Here is a 25,197-nt window from a genome sequence, read left to right on the forward strand (position 1 = left end):
TCAGAGCCTTTCCACCATGATCTCGCCCCGCCAGGGCAGGGAGGCCTCGACGGCGGTCTCGATGCGGGATGCGGACTCGCCCTGACCATAGGCCTGCCAGGACAGGGCCGGAACCACCGCCAGTTCGGCACCGGAGACGGTGATGGCGAAGCCCGCGCCGCCGGCATCCCTCAGCACCAGCCGCCCGCCATCCCGCTCAACTCCCATGGTGGTTTGCAGCCGCCGCGTCACCCGGTGGCGGCCACGGCCCTGGATTTCGTCGGCGATCACCAGCCTTGACCCGGCAAAGCGCCATTGCCGCCGCCATGCCCCCACCCCGCCGAGGCGGGAGAACCCGTGGCTTTCCAGGACAATACCGTCATCGCGGCGCTCAAGCCGGGGCGGCGGCCCGGCCATGCGACGGCGGAATTCCGGGTCGAAATAGGGCTTGTTGGGGCCATAGGGATCGGCGCCGTCCACCGACAGCCCGTTATGGGCGCGGGCCGAAACGTATTCCTCCGCCTCGCCGGCGATGGCATAGGAGCCGCGCCCGGGATCGACGAAGAGTGGCCGGCCGCCGTGATGCAGCTCGAACGAGCCGCAATCCTGGTGACCGTGGCCCGGCATGTGGCTGAAGCCTTCGGGAGAGGCATGCCACAGCCCGCTCCATTCCCCCTGGTCGAAGCGCCGCCAGCCGTGGGCGGCCAGGGATTCGGCCTCCACCGCCCGGCCCAGGCGCTCCTCCAGGGCGGCGCGATCCTCGGGCGCCAGGCGCCCCATCCAGCCGCCGTGCCGATCTCCGCCCGGCAGCAAACCGAACAGATCGGACGGCGGGCAATCGGGCGACACGTCGCCCACCAGGGGAAACCGGCCGGGCAGGGTGAAATGGGGCAGCACGGCCAGGGCGGCGTCGAGCACCCTGGCGAATTCACCGGCCTCGGAACGCCCGGCGGCACGCGCCGCCAGCCAGATCTCGGCCCAGGAGCGGGTCAGCAGCAGGTGGTAATGGGTCGAGCCCTCGCGCAGCACGCCGGAGGGCTGGAAGATGCGGCGGCCCTCCTCCAGCAGGATGCGCGCCCCCGCCTCCGTCGCCCGGGGCAGGCCGAGGGCGAGACCCAGCAGATAGAGACCACGCCCGTTATTGGCCAGATGGTTGGAGGAGTGGTGGTCGCCGAAATATTCCAGCCCGGCGGCGATGGCGGGGGCATGGGCGGCCAGGCATTCCAGCGTGCGGCCGGCCGGACCCGGCAGGAAATGGCGGCGCGCGAAGCCCAGCAGGTTGACCGCCCGCTCGGCCGCCGTATAGGGATGCCAGGCCCACGAGCCGTCGGGTGTCTCGAACCGCTCCATCCAGGCCGTCCACACGGCGTTCACCCAACGGGGATCGTCGCCCTCGGCCATCAGGGGCACCCAGGCGAAGCGGTGCAGGCTGAGCCGGGTCTCGATGTCGTCGAAATGGCGGGCGACCAGTTGGGCCGCGTCGCCCGTGACGGTGGCCCCGGCCAGCCGCAGGACCGCCGGTCCGGCCGGCTCGCCATCCGGCGCGGGAGCGAACGCGGCGGATGGGGCTTCCAGGGGAAGTCCCGGCCATCCGTCCCCGAGATAGGGGGGGCGATGGGCGGTATAGGGGGGCTCGCCCGGACTCAGGCGCAGGGCGCGCAGGGCGACCCAGCGGCGCAGCACCGGGTCGGCGGCCAATTGACGTGCCTTGCGGACAAGGGAAGCCAGCATGAAGGATCAGCGCCCGACCAATTCACCGGAATGACGCGGGCTCCCCGCCCACGTCTAATCCAGTTCGAAGGCGTTCTTATAATCCAGTTTGAGCGCGGGGTCCTGCTCCTCTTTGCGCAGGAAGCAATTGCCCACCACCAGCACCTCGATCTCGCTGCCCATGAAGCAGCGGAAGGCGTCCTCGGGGGTGCAGACGATGGGCTCGCCCCGGACGTTGAAGCTGGTATTGACCACCACGCCGCATCCGGTGCGCGCCTTGAAGGCCGAGATCAGGGCGTGGTAGCGGGGATTGGTGTCGGCGTGGATGGTCTGGACGCGGGCCGAGTAATCCACGTGGGTCACCGCCGGAATGGCGGAACGCGGCACGTTCAGCTTATCGATACCGAACAGCTTCTGCTCGTCCTCGGTCATGGCGCGGCGATGCTTTTCCGACACCGGGGCCACCAGCAGCATGTAGGGCGAATCGCCGTCCAGGTCGAACCACTCGGCCACATCCTCGCGCAACACCGACGGGGCGAAGGGGCGGAAGCTTTCCCGGTACTTGACCTTGAGATTCAGGGTCTTCTGCATGGAGGGAGACCGGGGATCGCCCAGGATGGAACGGCCGCCCAGCGCGCGGGGGCCGAATTCCATGCGACCCTGCATCCAGCCCACCGCCTTTTCGTCGGCCAGGGCCTGGGCGGTGGCCTCGATCACCGCGTCGTCGCCCATCACCTCGAATTTGGCGCCGGCCTTGGTGAGACGCGCCTCGATATCCGCCTGCTCGAACACCGGGCCGAGATAGGAGCCCTTCATGGCATCCTTGCCGGGCGTGACGCTGCGGGGCTGGCCCTTGTGGATGTGATAGCCGGCCAGGGCGGCGCCCAGGGCACCGCCGGCATCGCCGGCCGCCGGTTGAATCCAGATGTTGTCGAAGATGCCTTCGCGCAGGATCTTGCCGTTGGCGACGCAATTGAGCGCCACGCCGCCGGCCAGGCACAAATTCCTCGCCCCCGTCTCCTTCCTGATGCCGTGGCACAGCTTGGAGACGATGATCTCGGTGACCTCCTGGATGGAGGCGGCGATGTCCATGTGGAACTGGGTCAGCTGGTCCTTGTCGGCCTTGCGCACGGGCTGGCCGAACAGCGCCGAGAAGCGCTGGTTGGTCATGGTGAGCCCGGTGCAATAGTCGAAATAGGACTGGTCCAGGTGGAAGGAGCCGTCCTCCTTCAGGTCCACCAGATTGTCGAGGATCACCCGGGTGTATTTGGGCTCGCCATAGGGCGCCAGGCCCATCAGCTTGTACTCGCCCGAATTGACCTTGAAGCCGGTGTAGTAGGTGAAGGCGGAATAGAGCAGCCCCAGGGAATGGGGGAAGTGCAGTTCCTTGTGGATTTCCAGCCGGTTGCCCGAGCCCATGGCCAGCGAGGTGGTGGTCCACTCGCCGACGCCGTCCATGGTCAGCACCGCCGCGTCCTCGAAGGGTGAGGGAAAGAAGGCGCTGGCCGCGTGGCTGAGATGGTGCTCGGCGAACAGCAGCTTGTTCATCCAGTCGAAATCAGGCGCGAAGCGCTTGAACTCGCGGGACAGCAGGTCCTTCTGGAACAGCTTCTCCTTCAGCCAGACCGGAATGGCGGTCTTGAACGAGGTGAACCCCCGGGGCGCGAAGGCCACGTAGGTTTCCAGCAACCGCTCGAACTTGAGGAACGGCTTGTCGTAGAACACCACGTGATCCAGGTCGTTGAGGCCGATTCCGGCCTCCGCCAGGCAATAGGCGACGGCGTGCTCGGGAAACGAGGCGTCGTGCTTCTTGCGGGTGAAGCGCTCTTCCTGGGCCGCCGCGACGATGCGGCCGTCCTCGACCAGGGCGGCGGCGCTGTCGTGGTACAGGGCGGAAAGGCCGAGAATGCGCAAGGGCCCGCCCCCTTTTAGAACAGGGTGTAGATGAAGGGCGCCACCGCCGAACCCTGCGACAGCACGATCAGCCCGCCGAACACCACCATCATGATCAGGATGGGCAGCAGCCAGAATTTCTTGCGCTCGCGCAGGAACTGCCAAAGCTCGATGAGGAAGCTCACAATCGGTCTCCTAGAACTGGCGCCGCATGGTTTCGGGCGCCGGGCCCGGCGGGGTGCGGTTGATCCAATAGCTGGCGGCCTTGTCGTCACGGGCCAGGCGCAGCGGGTCCTTGCCCAAGGCGCGCATGATCAGGGCGATGGGCGTCACCGTCACGAAGAACAGCAGCCCCATCACCAGCGGCGTCACCACGTGATGCAGCGCCATGCCGACCAGGAACCACAGCTTGTTGAGGGGCTTCAGAGCCTTGGGGTAAACGAAGGCCACCAGCAGGAAGGCGGCGGCCACCGCGCCGGCCCACACCCGAATATCGCCGCCGTCCTTCAGAGGAAACAGCGCGACGATGGCGAACACCACCGCGAAGACCAGACCGAACGACCGGTCCGAGCCCATTTCCACCGCCCGCGCGTGGGAGCCGCCGTCGATGCCACCTTGTGATCTGCTCATGCGCGAAAACGCCCGCTCGGTAGAATGTGCCGGACTTCTACCACAGTCGTCACCACTGCGGCAAACCGCTCAGGCCGGGGCCGAGATGGCCTCCACCTGATCACAGAGCGCATGGCCGATCAGGATGTGCATTTCCTGAATGCGGGCGGTGACGCTGGACGGCACGATCAGCAGCGGATCGGCCAGCCCCACCATCTTGCCGCCGTCGCGACCCGAGAAGCCAGCGGCCACCAGACCCATGTCGCGGGCGACCGCCAGGGCGGTCAGCACGTTCGGGCTGTTGCCCGAGGTGGTGATGCCGATGGCCACGTCGCCGGGCCGGCCCAGCGCCTCGATCTGGCGCGAGAAGATCTCCTCGTAGGAGAAGTCGTTGGCGCAGGCGGTCAGCAGCGAGGTGTCGGTGGTCAGCGCCACTGCCGCCAGGGCCTTGCGGTTGTAGCGGTAGCGGATCACCAGCTCGGTCGCCAGATGCTGGGCGTCCGCCGCCGACCCGCCATTGCCGAAGAACAGGATCTTGCCGCCCGCAGCCAGGCTGTCGATGCAGGCCTGGACCAGACGCTGGAAGGGCTCGCGCACCGCCGCGCCGGTAACGGCCAGCGTCTCGGCATGCTCGGCGATCTGCTGATCGAGAAAGGAGGCGAACTTCATGGCGCGGCCCTCATGTCGTTGATGCCTTTCCCTTAGCCGTTCCCGCCCGGCACCGCAACACCCGACTCGGTCAGGGTGCGCAATTGCCGATTGGCGACCATGATCATGGAAAGATCGATATGGGACGCGGCCTTCAGTTCGGCCAGCAGTGTCTCGGCCCGCTCCACCGCCGCCCGGTTGGCTTCGACCCAGGCCTGAACCGCCCCCTCGGCGTCAAGGCCGGGATAGGAAGCCGCCACCACGCTGGTGATGTCGCGCTGATGGCCGTAGAGGTCCTCGATGGCCGCCGCCGCCGCCAGCTTCAGCCAGTGGCCGCGCCCCGACAGCTTTTCCGCCGAAGCCCGCAGCCAGCCCAGCGAGAACCGCGCCCCCACCGCGAAATAGAGGCGCCCCGCCATCTCGATGGTGAGGGTCTGGCGGGTGGCGATGCGCAGGATGTCGGCGGCCGAGGCCAGCACGATCAGGTTGCCCACCCGCTGGGCCAGGTCGTGGGGCACCCCCTGGCCGACGAAATGCTCGATGCGGGCCAGCACGGCCGCCGCCGCGTCGGGCGGCAGGATGGCCGGAACCGCGCCTTCCAGCGCCTTGACGCCGGGCGACAGCTCGGCGATGCCCGCCCCCAGGGCGAAGGGGGACGGCATGGAGCGCAGCACCCACAGGGTGGCGCGCTCCACCAGCCGGTTGGCCTCCAGCTGCATGGCGGTCTGGGCCGAGGCCGGCACCTTGCCGTCCAGCTCCTCGATGGCCCGCCACACTTCCCGCATGCGGAAGGCGTCGCGCGCCACGATATAGGCCCGGGCCACCTGGGCGGGAGGATGGCCGGTGGTCTCCATCAGCTCCGAGACGAAGGCGCCGCCCACCCTGTTGACGATGGAATTGGTCACCACCGTGGCGATGATCTCGCGCCGCAACCGGTGGCGTTGTATTTCGTGTCCGAAACGATCCCTGAGCTGGGTGGGAAAGTAGTTGGTGAGATCGATGGCCATGAAGGGGTCGTCGGGCAGCTCCGAGGCCAGGATGTGGTCGTAGAGCCAGATCTTGCCATAGGCCAGCAGCACCGCCAGTTCGGGACGGGTGAAGCCCTGCTTCCTCGCCGCCCGCTCGGTCAGCGTTTCGTCGGTGGGCAGGAACTCGATGGCCCGGTCGAGGCGGCCGCTCTTTTCCAGAAGGCGCATGAAGCGCGCCTCGGCGTCCAGCAGCTCGGGCCCCTGGGCCTGCAGCATGGAAAGCGCCTGGGTCTGGAGGTAATTGTCCCGAAGCACCAGGGCACCCACCTCCTGCGTCATCTCGGCCAGCAGGTGATCGCGCTGCTTGGGCGTCAGGTCGCCGGCCGCCACCAGGTCGTTGACCAGGATCTTGATGTTGACCTCGTGGTCCGAGCAATCCACCCCGGCGGAATTGTCGATGGCGTCGGTGTCGATGCGCCCGCCCTCGCCGCCCGCCCCTTCTTGCGCGTATTCGATGCGGCCCAGCTGGGTGAAGCCCAGATTGGCGCCCTCGCCCACCACCTTGGCCCCGATCTCGGCGCCGTTGACGCGCAGCGCGTCGTTGGCGCGGTCGCCGGCATCGGCGTTGCTCTCGCCCGAGGCCTTCACGTAGGTGCCGATGCCGCCCAGGAACAGCAGGTCCACCTTCGCCTTCAGCAAGGCGCGAATCAGTTCGGTCGGGGTCAGGCTGTCCGCTTCGATACCGAAACGGGCCTTGGCTTGCGGACTGATGGCAATGGTCTTGGCGGTCCGGGGCCAGATGCCGCCGCCGTCCGAGATCAGCGAGGTATCGTAATCGGGCCAGGCCTTGACCGCATTGAACAGCCTCTCCCGCTCGGCGAAGGTTCTTTGCGGGTCCGGATCGGGGTCGAGGAAGATGTGGGCGTGGTTGAAGGCGGCCACCAGCCGGGCATGGGGCGAGCGCAGCATGCCGTTGCCGAACACGTCGCCCGACATGTCGCCCACCCCGATCACCGTGAAGTCCTGGCTCCTCGTGTCGATGCCCATCTCGCGGAAGTGACGCTCCACCGCCACCCAGGCGCCCTTGGCGGTGATGCCCATCTTCTTGTGGTCGTAGCCCTGGGACCCCCCCGAGGCGAAGGCGTCACCCAGCCAGTGGCCGTATTCCAGCGACACCGAATTGGCGATGTCGGAGAAGGTGGCGGTGCCCTTGTCGGCGGCCACCACCAGATAGGGGTCGTCACCGTCCTTGCGCACCACGTCGCGGGGCGGCCGCACTCCCTCCGGAGTCAGGTTGTCGGTAAGGTCGAGCAGGCCCCGCATCAGGGTCTTGTAGCACTCGATTCCCTCGGCCAGGATCGCCTCGCGCCCGCCGCCGGTCGGAGGCCTCTTGACCACGAAGCCGCCCTTGGCCCCCACCGGTACGATCACCGCGTTCTTGACCATCTGGGCCTTCATCAGGCCCAGGATCTCGGTGCGGAAATCCTCGCGCCGGTCGGACCAGCGGATGCCGCCGCGCGCCACCTTGCCGCCACGCAGGTGAATGGCCTCGACCCGGGGGGAATAGACGAACACCTCGACCATGGGCCGGGGCGCCGGCAATTCGTCCACGGCCCTGGAATCCAGCTTGAAGGAGAGGTAGGCCTTGGGCCGACCGCCCGGATCGGCCTGGAAGTAATTCGTTCGCAAGGTGGAACGGATCAGGTTGAGGAAGCGTCGCAGGATGCGGTCGTCGTCGGCGCTGACCACCTTGTCCAGCCCGGCCAGCAGGATCGCCTCGGACGCCAGCGCCTGGCCGTGATCCCCCTTGGGATCGAAGCCGGCGAGAAACAGCTGGACAAGGGCGGCGGCCATGTCGGCGTTGCCGGCCAGGGCCTGCTCGATATAGGCCTGCGAATAGGTGATCCCGGTCTGGCGCAGATACTTGGTGTAGGCGCGCAGCACCATGATCTCGCGCCACGACAGGCCGGCGGACAGCACCAGACGGTTGAAGCCGTCGCTTTCCGAATCGCCCCGCCACACCGCCGCCAGGGCGTCGTGGAACAGCTCGCGCCGCTCGGCCACGTCGAGCGCCGATCCGTCGGCGCTTTCCACCTCGAAATCGTGAATCCACACGCTTCCCTCGCCGCCATCGGGAGTGACCTCGTGGGGGACCTCGGCGATGACCACCAGCCCCATGGCCTCCAGCATGGGCAGGATGCCCGACAGGGGCACCGGATGGCCCGAGCGGTAAAGCTTGAGGCGGCCCTGGCGCGGCTCCGCCTCCACCGGGCGGTAGAGATTGAGGACGATGTCGCCGCCCGCCGCCGCCTGGATGCGGCCCACGTCTGCGACCGCCGCCAGCGCGCTGTGGCTTTCCCGATAGGAAGCGGGAAAGCCCTTGCCCCAGCGGCGCGACAGGGCCAGCCCGCCGGCCTCTCCATGGGTCTGGATCAAGGCGTCCTGCAGGTGCTCGTGCCAGGTCCTGGCCGCGTCGGCGATGCGGGCCTCCAGCGCCTGGGAATCCACCTTGGGCAGATGGCCGGGCGTGGTGCGGATGATGAAGTGCAGCCGGGCGAGCGGCAGGTCGGCCACCTGGGTGTAGAAGGCATCCAGCGTGCCGCCCACCGCTTCCTCCAGCATGGCGGTGATGGCCAGACGCAGCGGCGTGTCATAACGGTCGCGCGGCACGAACACCAGGCAGGAGACGAAACGCTGGAATTCGTCGTTCCTGAGGAACACCGCCACCCGCTGGCGGTCCTGCAGGTGCAGGATGCCGATGCTGGTCTCGAACAGGGCGTCCTCGGACACCTGGAACAGCTCGTCCCGGGGATAGGTCTCCAGGATGTTGGTGAGCGCCTTGGCGTCATGGCCGGACTTGTTGAAGCCGGCCCGGGCCTCGACCCGGGCGATCTTGCGGCGCAGCAGGGGAATCTGGGCCGGACGGTCGTTGTAGGCGGCCGAGGTGAACAGGCCGAGAAAGGCGTGCAGCCCCACCACCCTGCCCTTGGCGTCGAATTGCTTCAGACCGATGATGTCCATGCGCACCGGACGGTGTATCACGGCGTGACGCGCCGATTTGGTGACCATCAACGGATCTGGGCGACTGACGAAGGCGCGCAGCTCGGCGGGCATGGCGGCCAGGGTCAGGGTGTCGTCGAACACATGGGCCTGGGGGTCCGAGAGGATGCCCAGCCCGCTGGCCGGGTCGGCCACGACGCCCTTGGCGAGGTCGAAGCGGCGATAGCCCAGGAAGGTGAAATGGTTGTCGGCCAGCCATTCCAGGAAGGCCAGGGCTTCCTGCTTCTCGTCGGCCGGCACCTTGGTCGCGACCGTCTCGAATTCCGTCACCCCCCCCCACAGGGTATCCAGCATGCGGCGCCAGTCGGCGACCGCCAGACGGACCTGGCCCAGCACGTCGGCCAGGGAGGCGGCCAGCTCCATCTGGAGTCCGGCCGGCTGGCGGTCGATCTCCACATGCATCACCGATTCCTGCAGGGCGCCGTCGCCGTTGGCGGTCACCCGGACCAGCCCACCGCCCCCATCGCGATCGACCCGCACCACCGGATGGACCAGCAGATGCACCTTGATGCCACGCCGGGCCAGTTCCATGGCCACCGAATCCACCAGGAACGGCATGTCGTCGTTGACGATCTCCACCACCGAATGGCTGGAGACCCAGCCGTGGCGGTCGAGGTCGGGATCGAACACCCGGATGGACGGCGCGCCGGGCCTTCGTTCGCGCATGAAGGCGAACAGGCCGAGGGCCGCGCCGTAGACCATCTCCGGCTCGGCCTCGGCCAGATCTGCCTGGGGAATGCCGGCCGCATAGGCGCGGATCAGGCGCTCTGCTCCCACCTTGGCCAGGGAATCAGACAATTCGGCGATGCGCCGGTCCAGATAAACCGAGATGTCCATGGCCCGTCCCCCCTTCACCGGCAGAGTCTGCGCCTGCCTATGAGAAAAGAATGGGGGGCTTTCCTGGTTTCTACAAGACTCAGGTGGAATCGAATAGTGTTCGTATTCAGCGCTCTATTGTGCGAGCGCCATCAGGCGGGGGGCAAGCCATGCTGCAATGCGGCGATTTCCCGCCGGCGTGGTGTGAACCCAGTCGTAGAAATCGCCGTCCTCGAAGGTCAGTTCGCCACCCAGATCGAGGCAAACCGCCTTCGCCCTGGCACAGGCCGCCATGGCCCTGCGGTTGAAGGCCGTCTGCATGGCCCATGCGCCGAAATCCACCGAGCCCGGCGACAGCGCCCGTCCCAGGGGCTGTCCCGCGGCGGTCACCCGGTAGTCGGAGCGGCTTTGGGTGACGATCACCGCTTCGGCGCCCATGGCCCGAATGCGGGCGATCAGGGCCTCGACCCGCTGTTCATAGGCGCCGAGCAGGGCCGGATCCACCGCCTTGTCCGGATCGGGTGGCGACCCGGCGACCCAGGGGCCGCGCGCGTATTCGGTTCCGCCATGCACCACATGGGCCTTGCGGGCCTTCAACGTCCCCTGAACGGTGGTCACCACCTGAACCAGGGCGGAATGGTTGACGATGTAGCGCTCCACCCGGCGCCAGAGCGAGGGCGACGCCATGTCGTCCCATTGTTGCTGCCCGTCCAGATGCGCGTCGTTGACGCCGATATAGGCCAGGACGTAGCGGGGCCTCAGGCCGGGGATCTGCGACAGCCAGCGATCGAAGGCCCGCAGGTGGCCCAGCGTGGACTGGCCGTCGATGCCGGCATTGACCACCACCTTGCCGCCCAGGTCCCGCGCCAGATGATCCTGCCAGGTCTGGCCGTCGCCGATGAATCGCTGGTCGGTGGTCGAGCCGCCGATGGTCAGGATGTCGATGGCGCCAGGATCGGCGTAGGACCCGCGCAGGCCCCAGCGATCCCGGGAATAGACGGCATCCTTGGGGCCGCCATAAAGGCCACTGACGTCGAAGACCCGGCGAACGTCGCGGGGGATGTTCATGGTTCCCCAGTTGGGGCCGAACAGCCAGCTGCCGAAAATCAGCTCGGCGAGCAGCAGGCCTGCCAGCAGGATGGCGGCGTTTATGCCGAGGACCCTGATCATCGCCGGACCACCGCAACCATGATCATCGTCTCGCCGCCGCCCGGGCGATCATCATCAAGGCCCGGGAGGTGATCTCGGCGGCCGGCATGCCGGTGGTCTTGCAATCCACCTCGGCCTCGGTCAACAGATCCAGCGCCTTGCCCAGCCGGTCGGCGGGCCAGCGCGACAACTGGCGCTTGAAGCGGTCGGCGGCCTTGAAGATCACCGGCGGCTTCAGGGCCGCCATGGCCTGATCGGTGGATTTTCCCTGATTCATCAGCCCGGCGGCCAGATGCAGGCGCTGGAAGTGCCGCGCCACCGAACGCAGCATGCCCACCGGCTGGTTGCCTTCGCGCAGCAGCCGGTCCAGGACCCGCTGCGCCCCGGCATGGTCGCCATCGGCGGTGGCCAGCGCCAGATCGTCGAGGCCGAGCGCGGCGGTATCGCCGACGCAGGCAACGGCGTCCTCCAGGCTCACCCGGCCGGGTCCGCCCATGTAGAGGGCCAGCTTGCCCAGCTCGGCGCGGGTCAGGCGGCGGTCGCCGCCCAGATGGTCGGTGAGATACGCCATGGCGTCGGGTTCGGCCATCAGCCCGGCGGCCTTCAATTCGTCCTGAATCACCCCGGCCAGCGAGCCGCCCTCGTCGCCGTAACAGGCCAAGGCGGCGGCGTTGTCTGCTCCTTCGAACAGCTTGCGCAAGCTGGAGCGCGGCCCCAGTTCGCCGCCTTCGACCACCACCAGGGCGTCACCCATGGGCCGCGCCAGGAAGGACGATACCGCGCCGCTCTGGCCGTCGCCGGCGTCTCGCACCACCACCACCCGCCGTCCACCGCCCAGTGCCATGGCGGCGGCCTCGTCGGCCAGCCGGGACGGAACCTCCTTCAGCGCCGCCGGCGTCAGCTCGGCGACCCGGAAGGGGTCGGAGACATCGGCAACCACCGAGCGGACGAGTCGCTGGACCCTTTCGCGCACCAGGCCGAGGTCGGGGCCGAACACCAGCACGGCACGGACGGCTGGGTCCGGCGTCTTGATGAACGCCTCGGCCCGCGATCCGGTCAGCTTCATCAGCGGGCCTCGCCCTGGACGTCCCGGAAAATGGTCTGCCGACGATAGCGTTGGTCGTTGGGATTGGCCTGATAGCGCTGAATGGCCACCGCGATCCGATTGCGGATGTCGTCGGCCAACTGGTTGAGCGCCCGCTCCTCGGCATCGCGTTCGGTGGCGACGCTGGCGTAGCGCGGTCCCAGATGGTCGAAATAGACGGTGGTGCTGACCGAATCGCCCAGGATGGTTCCCTTGCCGCTGTTCAGCTGAATCTGAGCCGACATGGTGAGATTGGCGACCGTGGCGTAGGTATCCTTGCGGAAGCCCAGATTGTTCACGGTCTCACCCAGCCGGACCTCCAGCGTATAGGCATAATCCACCGCCTCGCCACGCGGCGACAGACGCTGCACCAGGGCGTTGCGCAATTGCTGGCCGATGCGGTCCTTGATCGGCTCGATGCGGATGGCGGCCAGATCCGCGTCCGCGCCGGACGCGGCGCCGGACGGCGTGCCGTACATGGGCCTGAAGCCGCAGCCCGTCGGGCCCAGCGCCAGGACGGCGAACAGAAGAAGCGCTCTAGACCACCACATTGACGATCCGATTGGGCACGACCACGACCTTGCGCGCGGGTTTACCCGACATTGCCGAAATCACCTGGGGTTGCGCAAGCGCCGTCTGCTCCGCCAGGGCGGCATCGGCATCCTTGGGCAGCTCGATGGTGGCGCGCAGCTTGCCGTTGACCTGCACGGCGACGGTGACGCTGTCCTCCACCAGCAGGGCGGGATCGGCCTCGGGCCAGGCCGCCTCGGCCAGCAGGCCGGCACCGCCCAGAGCCAGCCACATCTCCTCGGCCAGATGGGGCATCATGGGGCCGATCAGGCGGGCGGTCGCCTCCAGACCCTCGCGCAGAACCCAGGCGGCGCCGGCATCGCCGGCCGGCAATTCGCCCAATCCGTTGGTCATCTCGCGAATGCGGGCCACCGCCTTGTTGAAGTGGAAGCGCTCCAGGTCCTCGCCCACCTGGGCGATGGTCTTGTGGACCAGACGGCGGACCTTGGCCACTTCGGGCGACAGGTCGGGCATGGGCGTGCCGGGAGCGGGCAGTTCGGCCGCCGCCACCATGCGCCACAGCCGGTTGACGTAGCGCCAGGCACCGTCGATGCCGGCCTCGGTCCAGTCCAGGTCACGCTCGGGCGGCGAATCCGACAGCATGAACAGCCGGGCGGTATCGGCGCCATAGCCGTCGATGATGCCGGCCGGGTCCACCACGTTCTTCTTGGACTTGCTCATCTTCTCGGAGCGGCCGCCGGTGACCGGCGCCCCGGTTTCCACGTGGATCAGCTTGCCGTCGGCGCCGCTGGTCACCTCGGTGGGGTAGAGCCAGGCGCCGTCCTGGGACCTGTAGGTCTCGTGGCAGATCATGCCCTGGGTCAACAGGCCGGCGAAGGGCTCCTTGACGTCGAGATAGCCGCAATCCTTGAGCGCCCGGGTGAAGAAACGGGAATAGAGCAGGTGCAGCACGGCGTGCTCGATGCCGCCGATATACTGGTCCACCGGCATCCAGTGATCGGCGGCGGCCTTGTCGAAGGCCACGTCGGCGCGGTCGGGCGAGGTGTAGCGGGCGAAATACCAGCTGGATTCGAAGAAGGTGTCGAAGGTGTCGGTCTCGCGCCGGGCGGGCTTGCCGCAGCAGGGGCAAGCCACGTGCTTCCAGGTGGGATGATGGTCGAGCGGATTGCCGGGCTTGTCGAAGCTGACGTCCTCGGGCAGCACCACCGGAAGCTGCTCGGCCGGAACCGGCACGGTGCCGCAGGACTCGCAGTGGATCACCGGAATGGGGCAGCCCCAGTAACGCTGGCGCGACACGCCCCAGTCGCGCAGGCGGTAATTGATGGTGCGCTCGCCCCGTCCCATCTCCTCGATGCGGCGAATGGCCTCGGCCTTGGCCTCGTCCACCGCCAGACCATCCAGGAACCTGGAATTGATGGCCTTGCCGTCGCCGGTATAGGCCTCGCCCCTGGCGATGGCGGCCAGCACCGCGTCCTTGTCGGAAGCGGGCTCCACCACCTGGGTCCAGCCCAGGCCGTACCGGTTGGCGAAGTCCAGGTCGCGCTGGTCGTGGGCGGGACAGCCGAAGATGGCGCCCGAGCCGTAATCCATCAGCACGAAATTGGCGACGTAGATGGGCAGCGTCCAATCGGGGTCGAAGGGATGCACGGCCCGAAGGCCGGTGTCGAAGCCCTTCTTCTCGGCGGTCTCGATGGCCGCTTCCGAGGTGCCCATGCGGTTGCATTCGGCGACGAACTCGGCCAGCGCCGGATTGCCCGCCGCCAGCTCGGCGGCCAGGGGATGGTTGGCGGCGATGGCGACGAACTTCGCCCCGAACAGGGTGTCGGGGCGGGTGGTGAAGATCTCCAGCCGATCGGACCGGCCGGACAGGTCGAACATCAGCCGGGCCCCTTCGGAGCGGCCGATCCAGTTCTCCTGCATCAGCCGCACCCGTTCGGGCCAGCGCTCCAGGGTGGCGAGCGAGTCCAGCAGGTCCTGGGCGTAATGGGTGATCTTCAGGAACCACTGGGACAGCAGGCGCTTTTCCACCAGGGCGCCCGAGCGCCAGCCGCGCCCGTCGATCACCTGCTCGTTGGCCAGCACGGTGTTTTCCACCGGGTCCCAGTTGACCCAGGATTCCTTGCGGTAGACCAGCCCGGCCTCGAGGAAGTCCAGGAACATCTTCTGTTCATGGCGGTAGTATTCGGGCTCGCAGGTCGCCACTTCGCGCCGCCAGTCATAGGACAGGCCCATGGACTTCAGCTGCTCGCGCATGGCGGCGATGTTCTCGCGCGTCCACTTGGCGGGGTGGACGTTGTTCTGGATGGCGGCATTCTCGGCGGGCAGGCCGAAGGCGTCCCAGCCCATGGGGTGCAGGACGTTGAAGCCCCTGGCCCTCTTATAGCGCGCCACCACGTCGCCCAGGGTGTAGTTGCGCACATGGCCCATATGGATGCGCCCCGACGGATAGGGGAACATCTCCAGGACGTAGTATTTGGGCTTGCCCGGCACGATCTCGGCCTCGAAGCAGCGCTTCTCCTCCCAGGCCTTCTGCCAGCGGGCTTCGGTTTCCTTGACGTTGTAGCGGTCGCCGCTGATGCCATCCGGGCGCGACATGGGCCTATCCATTGCTTCAAGGTGGGGATGTGACGGGATCGGGGCGGCGCGAGGGGCCGCCCCGATCTCCCGTTATTGCGTGGGCTCGCTCGACACGACCCGCAGCTGCCGGGCGCGGGTCAGGATCGAGTTCTCCAGATCGACGACCATCTTGGGATCGACGCGCACATCGACCCAATTGCCCGATCCGTCGCGCACCTGCTTGAACAGCGACACCTTGACGCCATCGGCGCGCAGCGTCCTGTCCAGGATGAAGACGTTGACCTTGTACCGCTCGCTGGGAGTCTCCGGCAGCTGGTACCAGTCGGTGATGATGGTGCCGCCGAAGGCGTCGGCGGTGGTGATGGGCATGAACGAGACGGTGTCGAGCGACGCCCGCCACAGGAAGGCGTTGACGCCGATTCCCACGCCCTCGCCCTCGGGCTTGCTCTTGCCGAACAGGCCTTCCGGCCCGAAAATGGTCTCGCGCTTCTCGTTGGACATGCGCGGCGCCGACTCACCCCTGTCCTTATCGGGATAGACCGCCTGGGTCTTGTCGCAGGCCGACAGAAGAAGAGTCGCGCCGATCACCGCCACGGCACCCGCCAAAATCTTTCCGCCCACCGAAATCTTCCTCGTCATCACCGTCATCACCCCGCCACGCCAGCGCGCGGCCTGTTGGCACGCGAAAGTCCTCCGACGGCAGGGACCCGCCGTCGCGACAGGCAACAATGCTACGAGAGGCGCCCACCCTGCAAGCGGTAACGCCGGCAAGACCTCGACATCACCTTGTGTTGCATCCATGCCACAGTGCGGAGTTTTCGATACAGCACCCCGGCCGCCTTGCTTGACTGTGGCGGCCCGCCATGGCGTGATGGCGACCGTTCGTTCATTTGGATAGCGGGTGCGGCCATTGGGGGTCGTCGTCGCAAGGCCAAAGAGAGGAGATACCATGAAGAAGATTCTTTTGACCAGCACCGCGCTGGTCGCCGCCGGCATGATCAGCGCCGGCGCCGCTTCCGCCGCTGAGAAGATCAAGCTGAACCTCGGTGGCTTCTCCAAGTGGTGGGTCGTCGGCGCTTGGCAGGATAAGTCCTTCCAGGACGGCATCGCCGTGCAGAGCAACAACGTCGGCGCCGGCACCAACGGCAGCGGCGTGCAGCGCCAGAACGTCGACGTCAAGGGCTTCAACCTGATCACCTTCTCGGGTGACACCGCTCTGGACAACGGCCTGAAGGTCGGCGTCATGTTCAGCCTGGTGGCCGGCGGCCACTCCGATACCGTCACCGACGTGATCGACAACGCCTACTCGTGGATCGAGGGTGGTTTCGGTAAGGTCCTGGCCGGTATGCATGCCAACGGCACCGCCCTGCTGCACGTGCAGGCTCCCGACGCCGCCGCCAACTTCACCAACGGCGGCGTGATGATGGGCAACTGGGCCATCACCAAGCCGACCGGCGTGATGGGCATGAACCAGCGCGTGGGCTACACCTCCTCGTCCAACACCACCGCCATCATCAGCGATGACAAGGCCGAGAAGCTGACCTACGTTGCTCCGTCCTTCTACGGCCTGACCGTCGGCGCCTCGTACATCCCGAACGTCGTGCGCAACGCCACCGGCACCTCGCTGGGCGCTCACACCCGCGGCAACGGCTCCGACCGTCTGTCCGCTTGGGGCGGCGGCGCTCTGTACGCCAACACCTTCGGCCCGGTGGGCGTGAAGGCCTCGGCCGGCTATGTGTGGGTCGACCTGACCGCCACCGGCGGCGCCGAGAAGGCCCTGACCCAGCAGGCTTACGGCGCTCAGCTGTCGTATGCCGGCTTCACCCTGGGTGGTTCGGTGCAGCGCGCCTCCGACGACCGCAAGCAGGGCGGCGTCACCACCGCCGTGCTGACCAACACCTCGCAGGTTGGTTCCTCCGGTAAGGGCGGCGCCGAGATCGACTTCGGCGGTATCGCCTACGACGTGGGTCTGCAGTACGCCTCCGGCCCGTATGCCGTGTCGTTCGCCTACTTCCATTCCTCGGTCGTTGGTATCACCAACAGCACCCTGCGCAATGGCAAGGACGACACCATCGACGCCTACCAGGCTTCGGGCAAGTACAACCTCGGCCCGGGCGTGGACGTCCTGGCCTCGGTCGGCTACATCGAGTACAAGGACCAGCGCCATGGTCTGAGCGGCGTGACCACCGCCAACAACAACCAGTACTCCAACTCCGGTTGGACTGCCATGACCGGTCTGTCGCTGTCCTTCTAATAGGACGTCGACATCTCGACATGGGGAGGGCGGCTTCGGCCGCCCTCTTGCTTTTGTGAGCCCGCCATGACCACCCCCAGTTTCGAACAGGCCGTGCTGTTCATGAGCCAGGGCCGGCCGGCCGAGGCCGCCGGACTCGCCGAGACCCTGCTCGCAACCCAACCCGGCAACGGCCGCCTGTGGCATCTGCTGGGATGCGCCCGGCTCCAGCTGGGCCAGGCCGACGACGCCGTCCGGCATATCCGCCAGGCCATCGCCATGGACGATTCCAACCCCGCCGCCCACGCCAATCTCGCCCGCGCCCTCATGGCCCGGAAGGAATCCGCCGCCGACCGGGACGGGGCGGAAGCCGCCATCCGCCGCGCCATCGCCGCTGCGCCATCCGACCTGTCCTTCCGCCTGACCCTGGCCGAAATCCTGCAGGCCGCCCGCCGCTATCGGGACGCGGTGGCGGAACTGCGCCGGGCCCGGGAGCTGGCTCCCGGCCACCCCGACATCGCCGCCACCCTGGCCTCCGCCCTGCATCTGGCCGGCGAGGCCGACGAAGCCCTTTCCCTGTGCGCCCGGGTCCTTGCCGACCATCCCGGCCATGTGGGCGCGTGGATCAACAAGGGCAACGCCCATCTGCTGAAGGGCGAGGTGGCCGCCGCCCGCGCCGCCCTCGACCGGGCGGTGGATCTGGCCCCGGACAACGCCCAGGCCCGCTTCAACCGTGGCTTCGCCGCGTTGCGCCAGGAGGATTACGCCACCGGCTGGGCCGATTACGAATCCCGCCACGCCCGCCCCTTCGCCCTCCTGCCCGACCGTCTGGAAGGCCGCACCCTGTTGATCGACCAGGATCAGTACGCGGGCGATACGTTCCAGTATGTCCGCTTCGTCCTGCCCCTGCTGGAGCGGGGAGCCCGCATCATCCTGTCCCTGCCGGCCCGACTGGGTGCCATGCTGGGCCGGTGTTTCGCCACCCATCCCAGGCTGGAGTACCACGTCCTGGGAGCACCGGAGCCCGCCTGCGACCACAAATTCGGCATCGCCAGCCTGCCGCTGCTGCTGTGGCCCACCGAGCCGTTCGGCGCCGGCCGCATTCCCTATCTCCGGGCTCCCGGCGATGCGGTGGAGGCCTGGCGCCGCCGCATCCGCCGCCCCGGACGGCTGGCGGTGGCCATCAACTGGCAGGGCAATCCCGGTTATGATCTGGATCATTTCCGCTCGGTGCCGCTCGACCACCTGGAACCACTGGCGGCCGTGGCCGACCGGGTGGATTTCTTCAGCGTCCACGGTGGCGATGAACAGGTCGAACGGGCGCCCTTCCCGCTCAATCCGCTGCCCAAGGATTGCGACGCCGAAGGCGCCTTCCTCGGCACCGCCGCCCTGATGCAGGCCTGTGATCTGGTGGTGTCGTCGGATACCTCCACCGCCCATCTGGCGGGAGGATTGGGCTGTCCTCTATGGCTGATGGCCTCGGCCTATCCCGAGTGGCGCTGGCTGGATGGCCGGGCCGATTCGCCCTGGTACCCCACCGCCCGGTTGTTCCGCCAGCCCAACGTGGGCGACTGGCGGCCGGTGGCCGCCGCCATCGCCGAGGGGCTCAGGACCCTGTAAGACCGCCGATCGCCGCCATGCCCGCCGCCCCCTTCAGGTGCCTCAGGCGATGGCGGGTCATGCCGCCCAGCGCGATGACGGGAATTCTGGCCCGTTGCGCCCACAGACCGAAACGCACCGGCCCGATGGTGGCGGCGCCGGGATGGCTGGCGGTGGGAAACACCGGCGACAGCAGGGCGCCATCCGCGCCGAGATCCCTGGCCCGTCCCAGGGCCGGAAGACTGTGGCAGGCCACCAGCAACAGGCGACGGCGCCGCCAGACCCAGCCCAGGGCTCCGGCCAGCACGCCATGACGGGCCATGCCCTCGGGCAGATGAAGGCCGTCCGCCCCCAGTTCCGCCGCCAGGCGCCAATCGCCCGCCACCAGCAGCACCAGACGGCGGCGGCGGGCCAGGGCGGCCACCGCCTTGGCCAGCCCCTGCCGCCTTTCGGTTCCGTAATGACGCAGGATGACCCCGGCCCCCGGCGGCAGATGCTCCATGGCCGCCCGAGGATCGGGCAGTCTTGCCTCGTCGGTCACCAGGAGCAGCCAGCCGGAGGGATCGCGGGCGGGCGTGTTGAGTCGGGAGCGGCGGTTTGCTACGGTCATGGCCGCATTCTAACGGAGACCCGCCCGTCTTGTCCGCCGTCACCGCCGGTCTTCAGGCCATTCGATCCCGTATCGCCGCCGCCGCGCGGGGGCGTACCGTCACCCTGGTGGCGGTGAGCAAGACCCACCCCGCCGAATCGGTGCGCGAGGCGCTGACCGCCGGTCAACAGGTGTTCGGCGAGAACCGGGTGCAGGAGGCCAAGGCCAAGTTCCCCGAGCTGCGCAAGGACTTTCCCGACCTGCGGCTTCATCTGATCGGCCCCTTGCAGACCAACAAGGTGCGCGACGCCGTCGCCCTGTTCGACGTCATCGAGACCATCGATCGTCCCAAGCTGGCGCGCGCCGTGGCCGACGAGATGGAGCGCAGCGGCCGCCGGCCGCTCGTGCTGATCCAGGTCAATACCGGCCGCGAGCCGCAGAAGGCCGGAATCGACCCCGATCAGCTGGACGCCATGGTCGCCATCTGTCGCGACCAGTACCGGCTGCCCCTGGCCGGGCTGATGTGCATTCCTCCGGCGGAGGAGGACCCCGCCCCCCATTTCTGCCTTCTGGCCGGCCTGGCGGCCCGCCACGGCCTGGAGATCATCAGCATGGGAATGAGCGGTGATTTCGAGACGGCCATCGCCGAAGGCGCCACCCATGTGCGGGTGGGCTCGGCCATATTCGGCCATCGGAGCTGACCATTACTGTTCGGTAATGGTGTTCTGGGGCGAATGGCCCAGGCGCGAGGTCTTCTCGTACTTGTCCATGGCCTGCATCATGGAGGCGGTGAACCAGTCCCCGGATTGCGGGGCGGCAGCGCCCCCCTTGGTGGACGCGTCCGCCTGGGCGGCCACCATCTGCTGCGCCATGGCCGCCGAGGCGGCGCGCTGGGCATTGGGGCGATGGCCGGCGATGGGCGCGTTGGAGCGGTAGCCGGTGCTGGATACCGTCGTTCCGATGGCCGGCGGCCCCTGGGTGGCCAGCGGCGTGGTCCGCCCGGGAATGGGCATCAGCCGGGATTCGCGACCCAGCGGCATGGGGCGGTTCGCGGCGTTGGCGACCTGTTCGGTGGCGGACTGAACGGAAGCGGCATTGGTCGCGGCGGCAACCGGCCTGGGGGCGGGAGTGGCGGCCGGCGCGGCATCTCCACCCACCAGATCGGTCATCAGCAGCGGCTGGGCCTTGGCCGCGTGGTCGGCTTTGATGTCCGCCGCCTTGGGCTCGGCGGCGGCCAGTACCTGACCCTGCTGCGGCACGGAGGCATCCAGGCGGGCGGCCGGGGTTTCGCGGGTCGGAGCGGCCTCGCCGGCGGCGGCCAGGGCGGTGCCGGTACCCGTGGCGGCCGGCTCGTCGTCGCGGAACAGGGCCAGCACGTGGCCGCCGGCGTCGTGGCCGGTGGATTCCTCCAGGACGCAATTGGCCGCCGAGGCGAGCAGGCCCAGCGGCCCGCCGAACAGGGTGCCGCCCACCAGACGGGCGGCGACGCCGATCTTGTCGCCGGTGGCCTCGCGATAAAGGTTATTGACGATGGGGATGTGCTGCAGCGGATTGATGACGTCGAGGAAATCCCAGAAGGACGCTTCCTCGTCGCCCTCGGCGAACATGGTGAGCTGCTTGGCATCGGGGGTGGACCGTGCCTTCGAGGCGTCCGCCGCCGTCACCGCGTTCTCGGTGGGCAGGGTCGGCACCAGCGTGTCCATGGTCAGGCTGGACGGCTGGTAGGAAGACACGGCGGATAGCGACATGGCGCACCTCGGAGAAAGGACGCCACACTCTTTGCAACCCTAATGCCAGTTTTACTATATTGAAAACACTACGTTTTCCCCTGGATTCGCCCGGCAGAAGCCACCATGGGGCAAAAACCGGACGGCAATTCCTGCCGGGAGGATGATCAGAACAGATGGCCGCTGCGCGTCGCCTTGGTGCGCAGGTAGCCCTGGTTGTGATCGTTGGAGGGGAAGACGTGCGGCACCCGCTCGGTGACCTCGACGCCGTGGCGGGCCAGGGCGTCCACCTTCAGGGGGTTGTTGGTGAGCAGCCGCACCCGGCCGATGCCCAGCAACCGCAGCATCTGGGCGGCCGGCAGATAGATGCGCTCGTCATCGTCGAAGCCCAGTTGCAGATTGGCGTCCAGGGTATCGAAGCCGTCGTCCTGCAGCTGATAGGCCCGAAGCTTGTTGACCAGCCCGATGCCCCGACCCTCCTGGGCGAGGTAGAGCAGGACGCCGCTGCCGGTCTGGGCGATCTCGGCGATGGCTCCCCTCAGCTGGTCGCCGCAATCGCAGCGCAAGGACCCCAGCAGATCGCCGGTGAAGCATTCGGAATGCAGGCGGGTCAGTACCGGCTGGTCGGGATCGGGATCGCCGATGACGATGGCCAGATGCTCGATGCCGCCATCGGAGGGACGGAAGGCGACGATGCGGGCGTTCTCGGCATTTTCCAGGGGAACCCGGGCCTGGCTCACTTGCCGCAGCGAGCGGGCGGCATTCTCCTGGTAGCCGGTGACCTCCACCGCCGCCACCCGCACCGCCTGGGTCGGTGAATTGGTGACCAAGGCCAGGACCGCGGCCGGCAGCAGGCGGGCCAGCTTGGCCAAGGCGACGCAGGCCTCGTCCAGACCGCCGGCGCGATGGGCATCCAGGCCGGAAAAGGCCGGCATGGGCAGCGAACGGGCGCCGGGATCGGCCAGCCAGGCGATCGTTGCCGTATCGAAACCGTTTGCGGCACTGACCCGGAATACCCCGGCCTCGGTATCGCCCAAGCCCAGCACACCGGCGCGGCGGCCGGTCAGCGCCAGCAGGGCGCCCGAACCGCCGGCCGCCACCAGCAGGCCGAGGCTTTCATCCGACACCGCCTCGGCCGCCATCATCAGCGCCGAGCCCTCGGCGTGCTCCACCAGCACCAGCCCGCCGCGGCGCAACTCGGCGATGGCGCGATCCACGGCGATGAGCGAGGGAGGAGCCGCAAGTTCCGGCTTGGGTGTGGTATCGAGGCTTCGGGTCATGAACGGGCTTTGATTTTCGGCCGGCCGGAACCATACAGCCTTTGAAATGGAAAAGCCAATCCGACTCGCTGGGCCCCGGCCCCGTCATCGGACCGCCATCGCCCGGCCATCGCCAGGACACAAAGGGGTGTGATATAGGGGGAACAGTCGCAAGGGCCGGACATGACATCAGAATCCCGCATCCTCGTCGCCATCGCCGACGCCCCCTTGAGCCAAGGCGTCGCCGGCCATCTGCGCCAGGTCGCCGGCTGGTCGGTGACCCAGGTCACCGAGGCGGCCGGGGTTTTGGAACAGGCCCCGAACCATCACCTCGCGGTGATCGACGAAGCCCTGGACGGCCCGGCCATCTGCCTGCAGCTGCGCGAGGCCGGAATCGGCTTGCCCCTGTTGCTGCTGAGCGCCGCCTCCACCGCGCGCTGCTGCGGCATCGAGGCCGTGCTGCCCAAGCCGCTGCGCCTGCCCGTGCTGGCGGCCCGCATCCGCGAGCTGCTGGCCCGGCCGGCCGGGCTCGCCATCGGACGCTGGCAATTCGACGAGGGCCGCTCGGTGCTGAACGGCGCCGCCGGCGCCATGGTCCGCCTGACCGCCAAGGAAAGCGCCATCCTGGCCCGGCTCCACCGCGCCGCCGGCCAGGTGGTGCCACGCGAGACCTTGCTGGACGAGGTCTGGGGCTATGGTGCCGGCATCGACACCCACACCCTGGAGACCCACATCTACAAGCTGCGCCGCAAGCTGGGCGGCGGGGTGCTGGTCAGCGAGAACGGCGGGTATCGGCTGGAAAAGAAGTAAATCGGGATTTGAGCAACAGATGCATCGGTGGCTCATTTTCCAACCTATCCGCCTACAGGTCGAAATCCACCATCACCGGCACGTGATCCGAGGGCTGGGTCCAGGCGCGGGCTTCGCGCGCCACCAGGGTGGAGCGCAAGGTGGGCGCCAGGGCGGGGGTCACCCAGACATGGTCGAGCCGCCGGCCACGGTCGTTCTTCTGCCAGTCGGGCGAGCGGTAGCTCCACCAGGTGAACAGCTTCTCCTCGGGCGGCACGAAATGGCGCACCGCGTCGACGAAGGGCACCGAGGCCTGGAAGGCGTTGAGCAGTTCCACCTCGACGGGGGTGTGGCTGACCACCTTGAGCAGCTGCTTGTGCGACCACACGTCGCTTTCCAGGGGCGCGATGTTGAAGTCGCCGGCCAGGATCGCCCGGGACTGGGGCGTGAAGGTCGCCGCCGCCCAATGGGTGACCTCGCGCACGAAATCCAGCTTGTGGGCGAACTTGTCGTTGATTTCCGGGTCCGGAACGTCGCCGCCGGCCGGGATATAGAGGCAATGCACCTCCACCCCGTTCTCCAGGCGCGCCATCAGGTGACGGCGGTCGTCGCGGCCGCAGCGCGACAGCGGCCGGACCTCGGCCAGGGGCAGTCGCGACAGGATGGCGACACCGTTATAGCCCTTCATGCCGTGGAAGGCGACGTGGGGAAAGCCCATGGCGCGGCAATCGTCCAGGGGGAACAGCGGATCGTCCACCTTGATTTCCTGCAGACAGACGATGTCGGGGTTCATCACCGACGCCACCTGCCGCAACAGGTCGATACGCAGGCGGATTGAGTTTATGTTCCAGGTGACGAGACGCAAGGCGAGGCTACTCCGGCTTGATAGGGGCATCATGCCTCCCGACGAGCCCCATGGCGAGGAGGCAAGCGCAAGGCGCGCCGCGCCTTATGGCGCGAAAGCCAAGCGGCCTGCAAGGCCGCGCCCGGCGAGTGAGGGAGATATAAACGAAAAGGGCGCCCGGTCAGGGGGGTAACCGGGCGCCCTATTGCTCCGTGTGGAGCGCGGGGTGGCAGGGGAAACCGACCCCGCAGGGCCGGACCATTGCAGTCTCGGCCGTGCTCCTTGGAATCTGGGGAGTCGTTTCCCCCTTCACAGGTGCACTTGACGCATGGTGGCCATGCGTTTGACGCATGGCTCAATTGCCGGTGTTGAGAGTGGGCGCCGCGAACTTGGGATTCTTGAACTCGAACAGCTTGGAATCCAGGGAAAGGCCGCTCTGGGCCTGATAGAGCGACACGGTGGTCACCTGATGCTGGGCATCCTTGACCTGCCATTGCCGCAGCGCGAAGGGCTTGTCGGAGAACACCAGGGTGATCTCTCCCGCCGCCGCGTCGTCGGCCTCGACCATGGAGATGCGCACCACGCCGGGCTGGCGGACCACCCGGGTGACCGCCACGTCGCCGCCGTCCAGCTTGACACCCTGGCGCACCAGGATGCCGGCGGGGGTGGAGCCCAGGGGAATGTAGCTGGGCTCGCCCAGCTGGCTGTCGTGGACGATGAGGAAAGAACCGTCGGCCACCACCAGCAGCGGGCTGGGCGGATCGTATTGCAGCCGCAGCCGGCCCGGCCGCGACAGATAGGCATCGCCCTCGACGGAGGCGCCGTTGGGCGAGACCTGGAGGAAGCGGGCCTTCAGCGTGGTGACGCCGTTGAGATACTCCTCGGCGCGGGCGATGTCGGCCTTGTCCTGGGGGGAGAGCGGCGTACGGGCCGGCGGGGCGGCGTTGGCGGGCGCCGTCAAGAGGCCGAACAGCAACGCCAGCACGCCGATCTTCAATCTACCCATCATCTCTCAGTCCCATTCCGTCCGATGCCGCCGGCATCATGGTTCACCACGAAGACACGAAGAATGTGGAAGAAATATGGTCTTCATCCTTTCCTTCCCGTCTTGGTGCCTTCGGGGTGAAATTTTC

Annotated in this window: 20 protein-coding genes; 4 read left to right on the forward strand and 16 right to left on the reverse strand. The window is 67.8% G+C overall.

Annotated elements, in window-relative coordinates; translation table 11 throughout:
• From ACV4UZ_RS17260 to ACV4UZ_RS17310, 11 genes are all read right to left on the reverse strand, one after another.
• On the reverse strand, positions 1–1,710 hold the full coding sequence (locus tag ACV4UZ_RS17260; protein ID WP_491602025.1) for a heparinase II/III family protein: 1,710 nt from the start codon (positions 1,708–1,710) through the stop codon (positions 1–3).
• A 54-nt stretch (positions 1,711–1,764) separates the two neighbouring features.
• Positions 1,765–3,603 (reverse strand): carbamoyltransferase family protein, encoded by a 1,839-nt coding sequence (locus ACV4UZ_RS17265; protein ID WP_491602026.1) that lies wholly within the window; start codon positions 3,601–3,603, stop codon positions 1,765–1,767.
• Positions 3,604–3,617: 14 nt separating this feature from the next.
• Positions 3,618–3,767 (reverse strand): DUF5989 family protein, encoded by a 150-nt coding sequence (locus ACV4UZ_RS17270; RefSeq protein ID WP_008616124.1) that lies wholly within the window; start codon positions 3,765–3,767, stop codon positions 3,618–3,620.
• Positions 3,768–3,777: 10 nt separating this feature from the next.
• Positions 3,778–4,212 (reverse strand): SxtJ family membrane protein, encoded by a 435-nt coding sequence (locus ACV4UZ_RS17275; protein ID WP_491602027.1) that lies wholly within the window; start codon positions 4,210–4,212, stop codon positions 3,778–3,780.
• A 69-nt stretch (positions 4,213–4,281) separates the two neighbouring features.
• Complete coding sequence (locus ACV4UZ_RS17280; protein WP_491602028.1) at positions 4,282–4,860, reverse strand: D-sedoheptulose 7-phosphate isomerase; 579 nt, start codon at positions 4,858–4,860, stop codon at positions 4,282–4,284.
• Positions 4,861–4,892: 32 nt separating this feature from the next.
• Positions 4,893–9,704: an NAD-glutamate dehydrogenase gene (locus tag ACV4UZ_RS17285; RefSeq protein ID WP_491602029.1), complete on the reverse strand. Its 4,812-nt coding sequence runs from the start codon at positions 9,702–9,704 to the stop codon at positions 4,893–4,895.
• 114 nt (positions 9,705–9,818) lie between these two features.
• Complete coding sequence (locus ACV4UZ_RS17290; RefSeq protein ID WP_491602030.1) at positions 9,819–10,853, reverse strand: SGNH/GDSL hydrolase family protein; 1,035 nt, start codon at positions 10,851–10,853, stop codon at positions 9,819–9,821.
• A 22-nt stretch (positions 10,854–10,875) separates the two neighbouring features.
• The gene (gene holA, locus ACV4UZ_RS17295; protein ID WP_491602031.1) at positions 10,876–11,898 is read right to left on the reverse strand and encodes a DNA polymerase III subunit delta; all 1,023 of its coding nucleotides are present in this window, start codon (positions 11,896–11,898) and stop codon (positions 10,876–10,878) included.
• The gene (gene lptE, locus ACV4UZ_RS17300; RefSeq protein WP_491602032.1) at positions 11,898–12,467 is read right to left on the reverse strand and encodes an LPS assembly lipoprotein LptE; all 570 of its coding nucleotides are present in this window, start codon (positions 12,465–12,467) and stop codon (positions 11,898–11,900) included. The genes holA and lptE overlap by 1 nt, the downstream gene beginning before the upstream one ends.
• The gene (leuS, locus tag ACV4UZ_RS17305) at positions 12,454–15,042 is read right to left on the reverse strand and encodes a leucine--tRNA ligase (protein WP_491602033.1); all 2,589 of its coding nucleotides are present in this window, start codon (positions 15,040–15,042) and stop codon (positions 12,454–12,456) included. The genes lptE and leuS overlap by 14 nt, the downstream gene beginning before the upstream one ends.
• Before the next feature lie 72 nt (positions 15,043–15,114).
• Positions 15,115–15,663, reverse strand: a complete 549-nt coding sequence (locus ACV4UZ_RS17310) for a DUF3576 domain-containing protein (RefSeq protein ID WP_491602034.1) — start codon at positions 15,661–15,663, stop codon at positions 15,115–15,117.
• A gap of 310 nt (positions 15,664–15,973) precedes the next feature.
• Between ACV4UZ_RS17310 and ACV4UZ_RS17315 the strand changes: the two genes are divergently transcribed.
• The gene (locus ACV4UZ_RS17315; protein WP_491602035.1) at positions 15,974–17,278 is read left to right on the forward strand and encodes a porin; all 1,305 of its coding nucleotides are present in this window, start codon (positions 15,974–15,976) and stop codon (positions 17,276–17,278) included.
• Between the two features lie 66 nt (positions 17,279–17,344).
• Positions 17,345–18,877: a tetratricopeptide repeat protein gene (locus ACV4UZ_RS17320; protein ID WP_491602036.1), complete on the forward strand. Its 1,533-nt coding sequence runs from the start codon at positions 17,345–17,347 to the stop codon at positions 18,875–18,877.
• Here the strand turns inward: ACV4UZ_RS17320 and ACV4UZ_RS17325 are convergent.
• Complete coding sequence (locus tag ACV4UZ_RS17325) at positions 18,864–19,466, reverse strand: thiamine phosphate synthase (protein WP_491602037.1); 603 nt, start codon at positions 19,464–19,466, stop codon at positions 18,864–18,866. The two genes, ACV4UZ_RS17320 and ACV4UZ_RS17325, sit on opposite strands and share 14 nt — an antisense overlap.
• Before the next feature lie 29 nt (positions 19,467–19,495).
• Between ACV4UZ_RS17325 and ACV4UZ_RS17330 the strand changes: the two genes are divergently transcribed.
• Positions 19,496–20,146 (forward strand): YggS family pyridoxal phosphate-dependent enzyme, encoded by a 651-nt coding sequence (locus ACV4UZ_RS17330; RefSeq protein ID WP_491602038.1) that lies wholly within the window; start codon positions 19,496–19,498, stop codon positions 20,144–20,146.
• 3 nt (positions 20,147–20,149) lie between these two features.
• Here ACV4UZ_RS17330 and ACV4UZ_RS17335 read toward each other — a convergent pair whose 3' ends face one another.
• Both ACV4UZ_RS17335 and ribA read right to left on the reverse strand, forming a co-directional pair.
• Positions 20,150–21,193, reverse strand: a complete 1,044-nt coding sequence (locus ACV4UZ_RS17335) for a hypothetical protein (protein WP_491602039.1) — start codon at positions 21,191–21,193, stop codon at positions 20,150–20,152.
• Between the two features lie 146 nt (positions 21,194–21,339).
• Entirely contained in the window at positions 21,340–22,452 is a 1,113-nt protein-coding gene (gene ribA, locus ACV4UZ_RS17340; protein ID WP_491602040.1) for a GTP cyclohydrolase II, read from the reverse strand.
• Between the two features lie 162 nt (positions 22,453–22,614).
• Between ribA and ACV4UZ_RS17345 the strand changes: the two genes are divergently transcribed.
• On the forward strand, positions 22,615–23,241 hold the full coding sequence (locus tag ACV4UZ_RS17345; protein ID WP_491602041.1) for a response regulator transcription factor: 627 nt from the start codon (positions 22,615–22,617) through the stop codon (positions 23,239–23,241).
• 52 nt (positions 23,242–23,293) lie between these two features.
• Here ACV4UZ_RS17345 and ACV4UZ_RS17350 read toward each other — a convergent pair whose 3' ends face one another.
• Both ACV4UZ_RS17350 and ACV4UZ_RS17355 read right to left on the reverse strand, forming a co-directional pair.
• The gene (locus ACV4UZ_RS17350) at positions 23,294–24,085 is read right to left on the reverse strand and encodes an exodeoxyribonuclease III (RefSeq protein ID WP_491602042.1); all 792 of its coding nucleotides are present in this window, start codon (positions 24,083–24,085) and stop codon (positions 23,294–23,296) included.
• Between the two features lie 334 nt (positions 24,086–24,419).
• Positions 24,420–25,073, reverse strand: a complete 654-nt coding sequence (locus ACV4UZ_RS17355) for a LolA family protein (RefSeq protein WP_491602043.1) — start codon at positions 25,071–25,073, stop codon at positions 24,420–24,422.
• Between the last annotated feature and the right edge of the window lie 124 nt (positions 25,074–25,197).

It is taken from the genome of Paramagnetospirillum sp. (assembly GCF_058402745.1).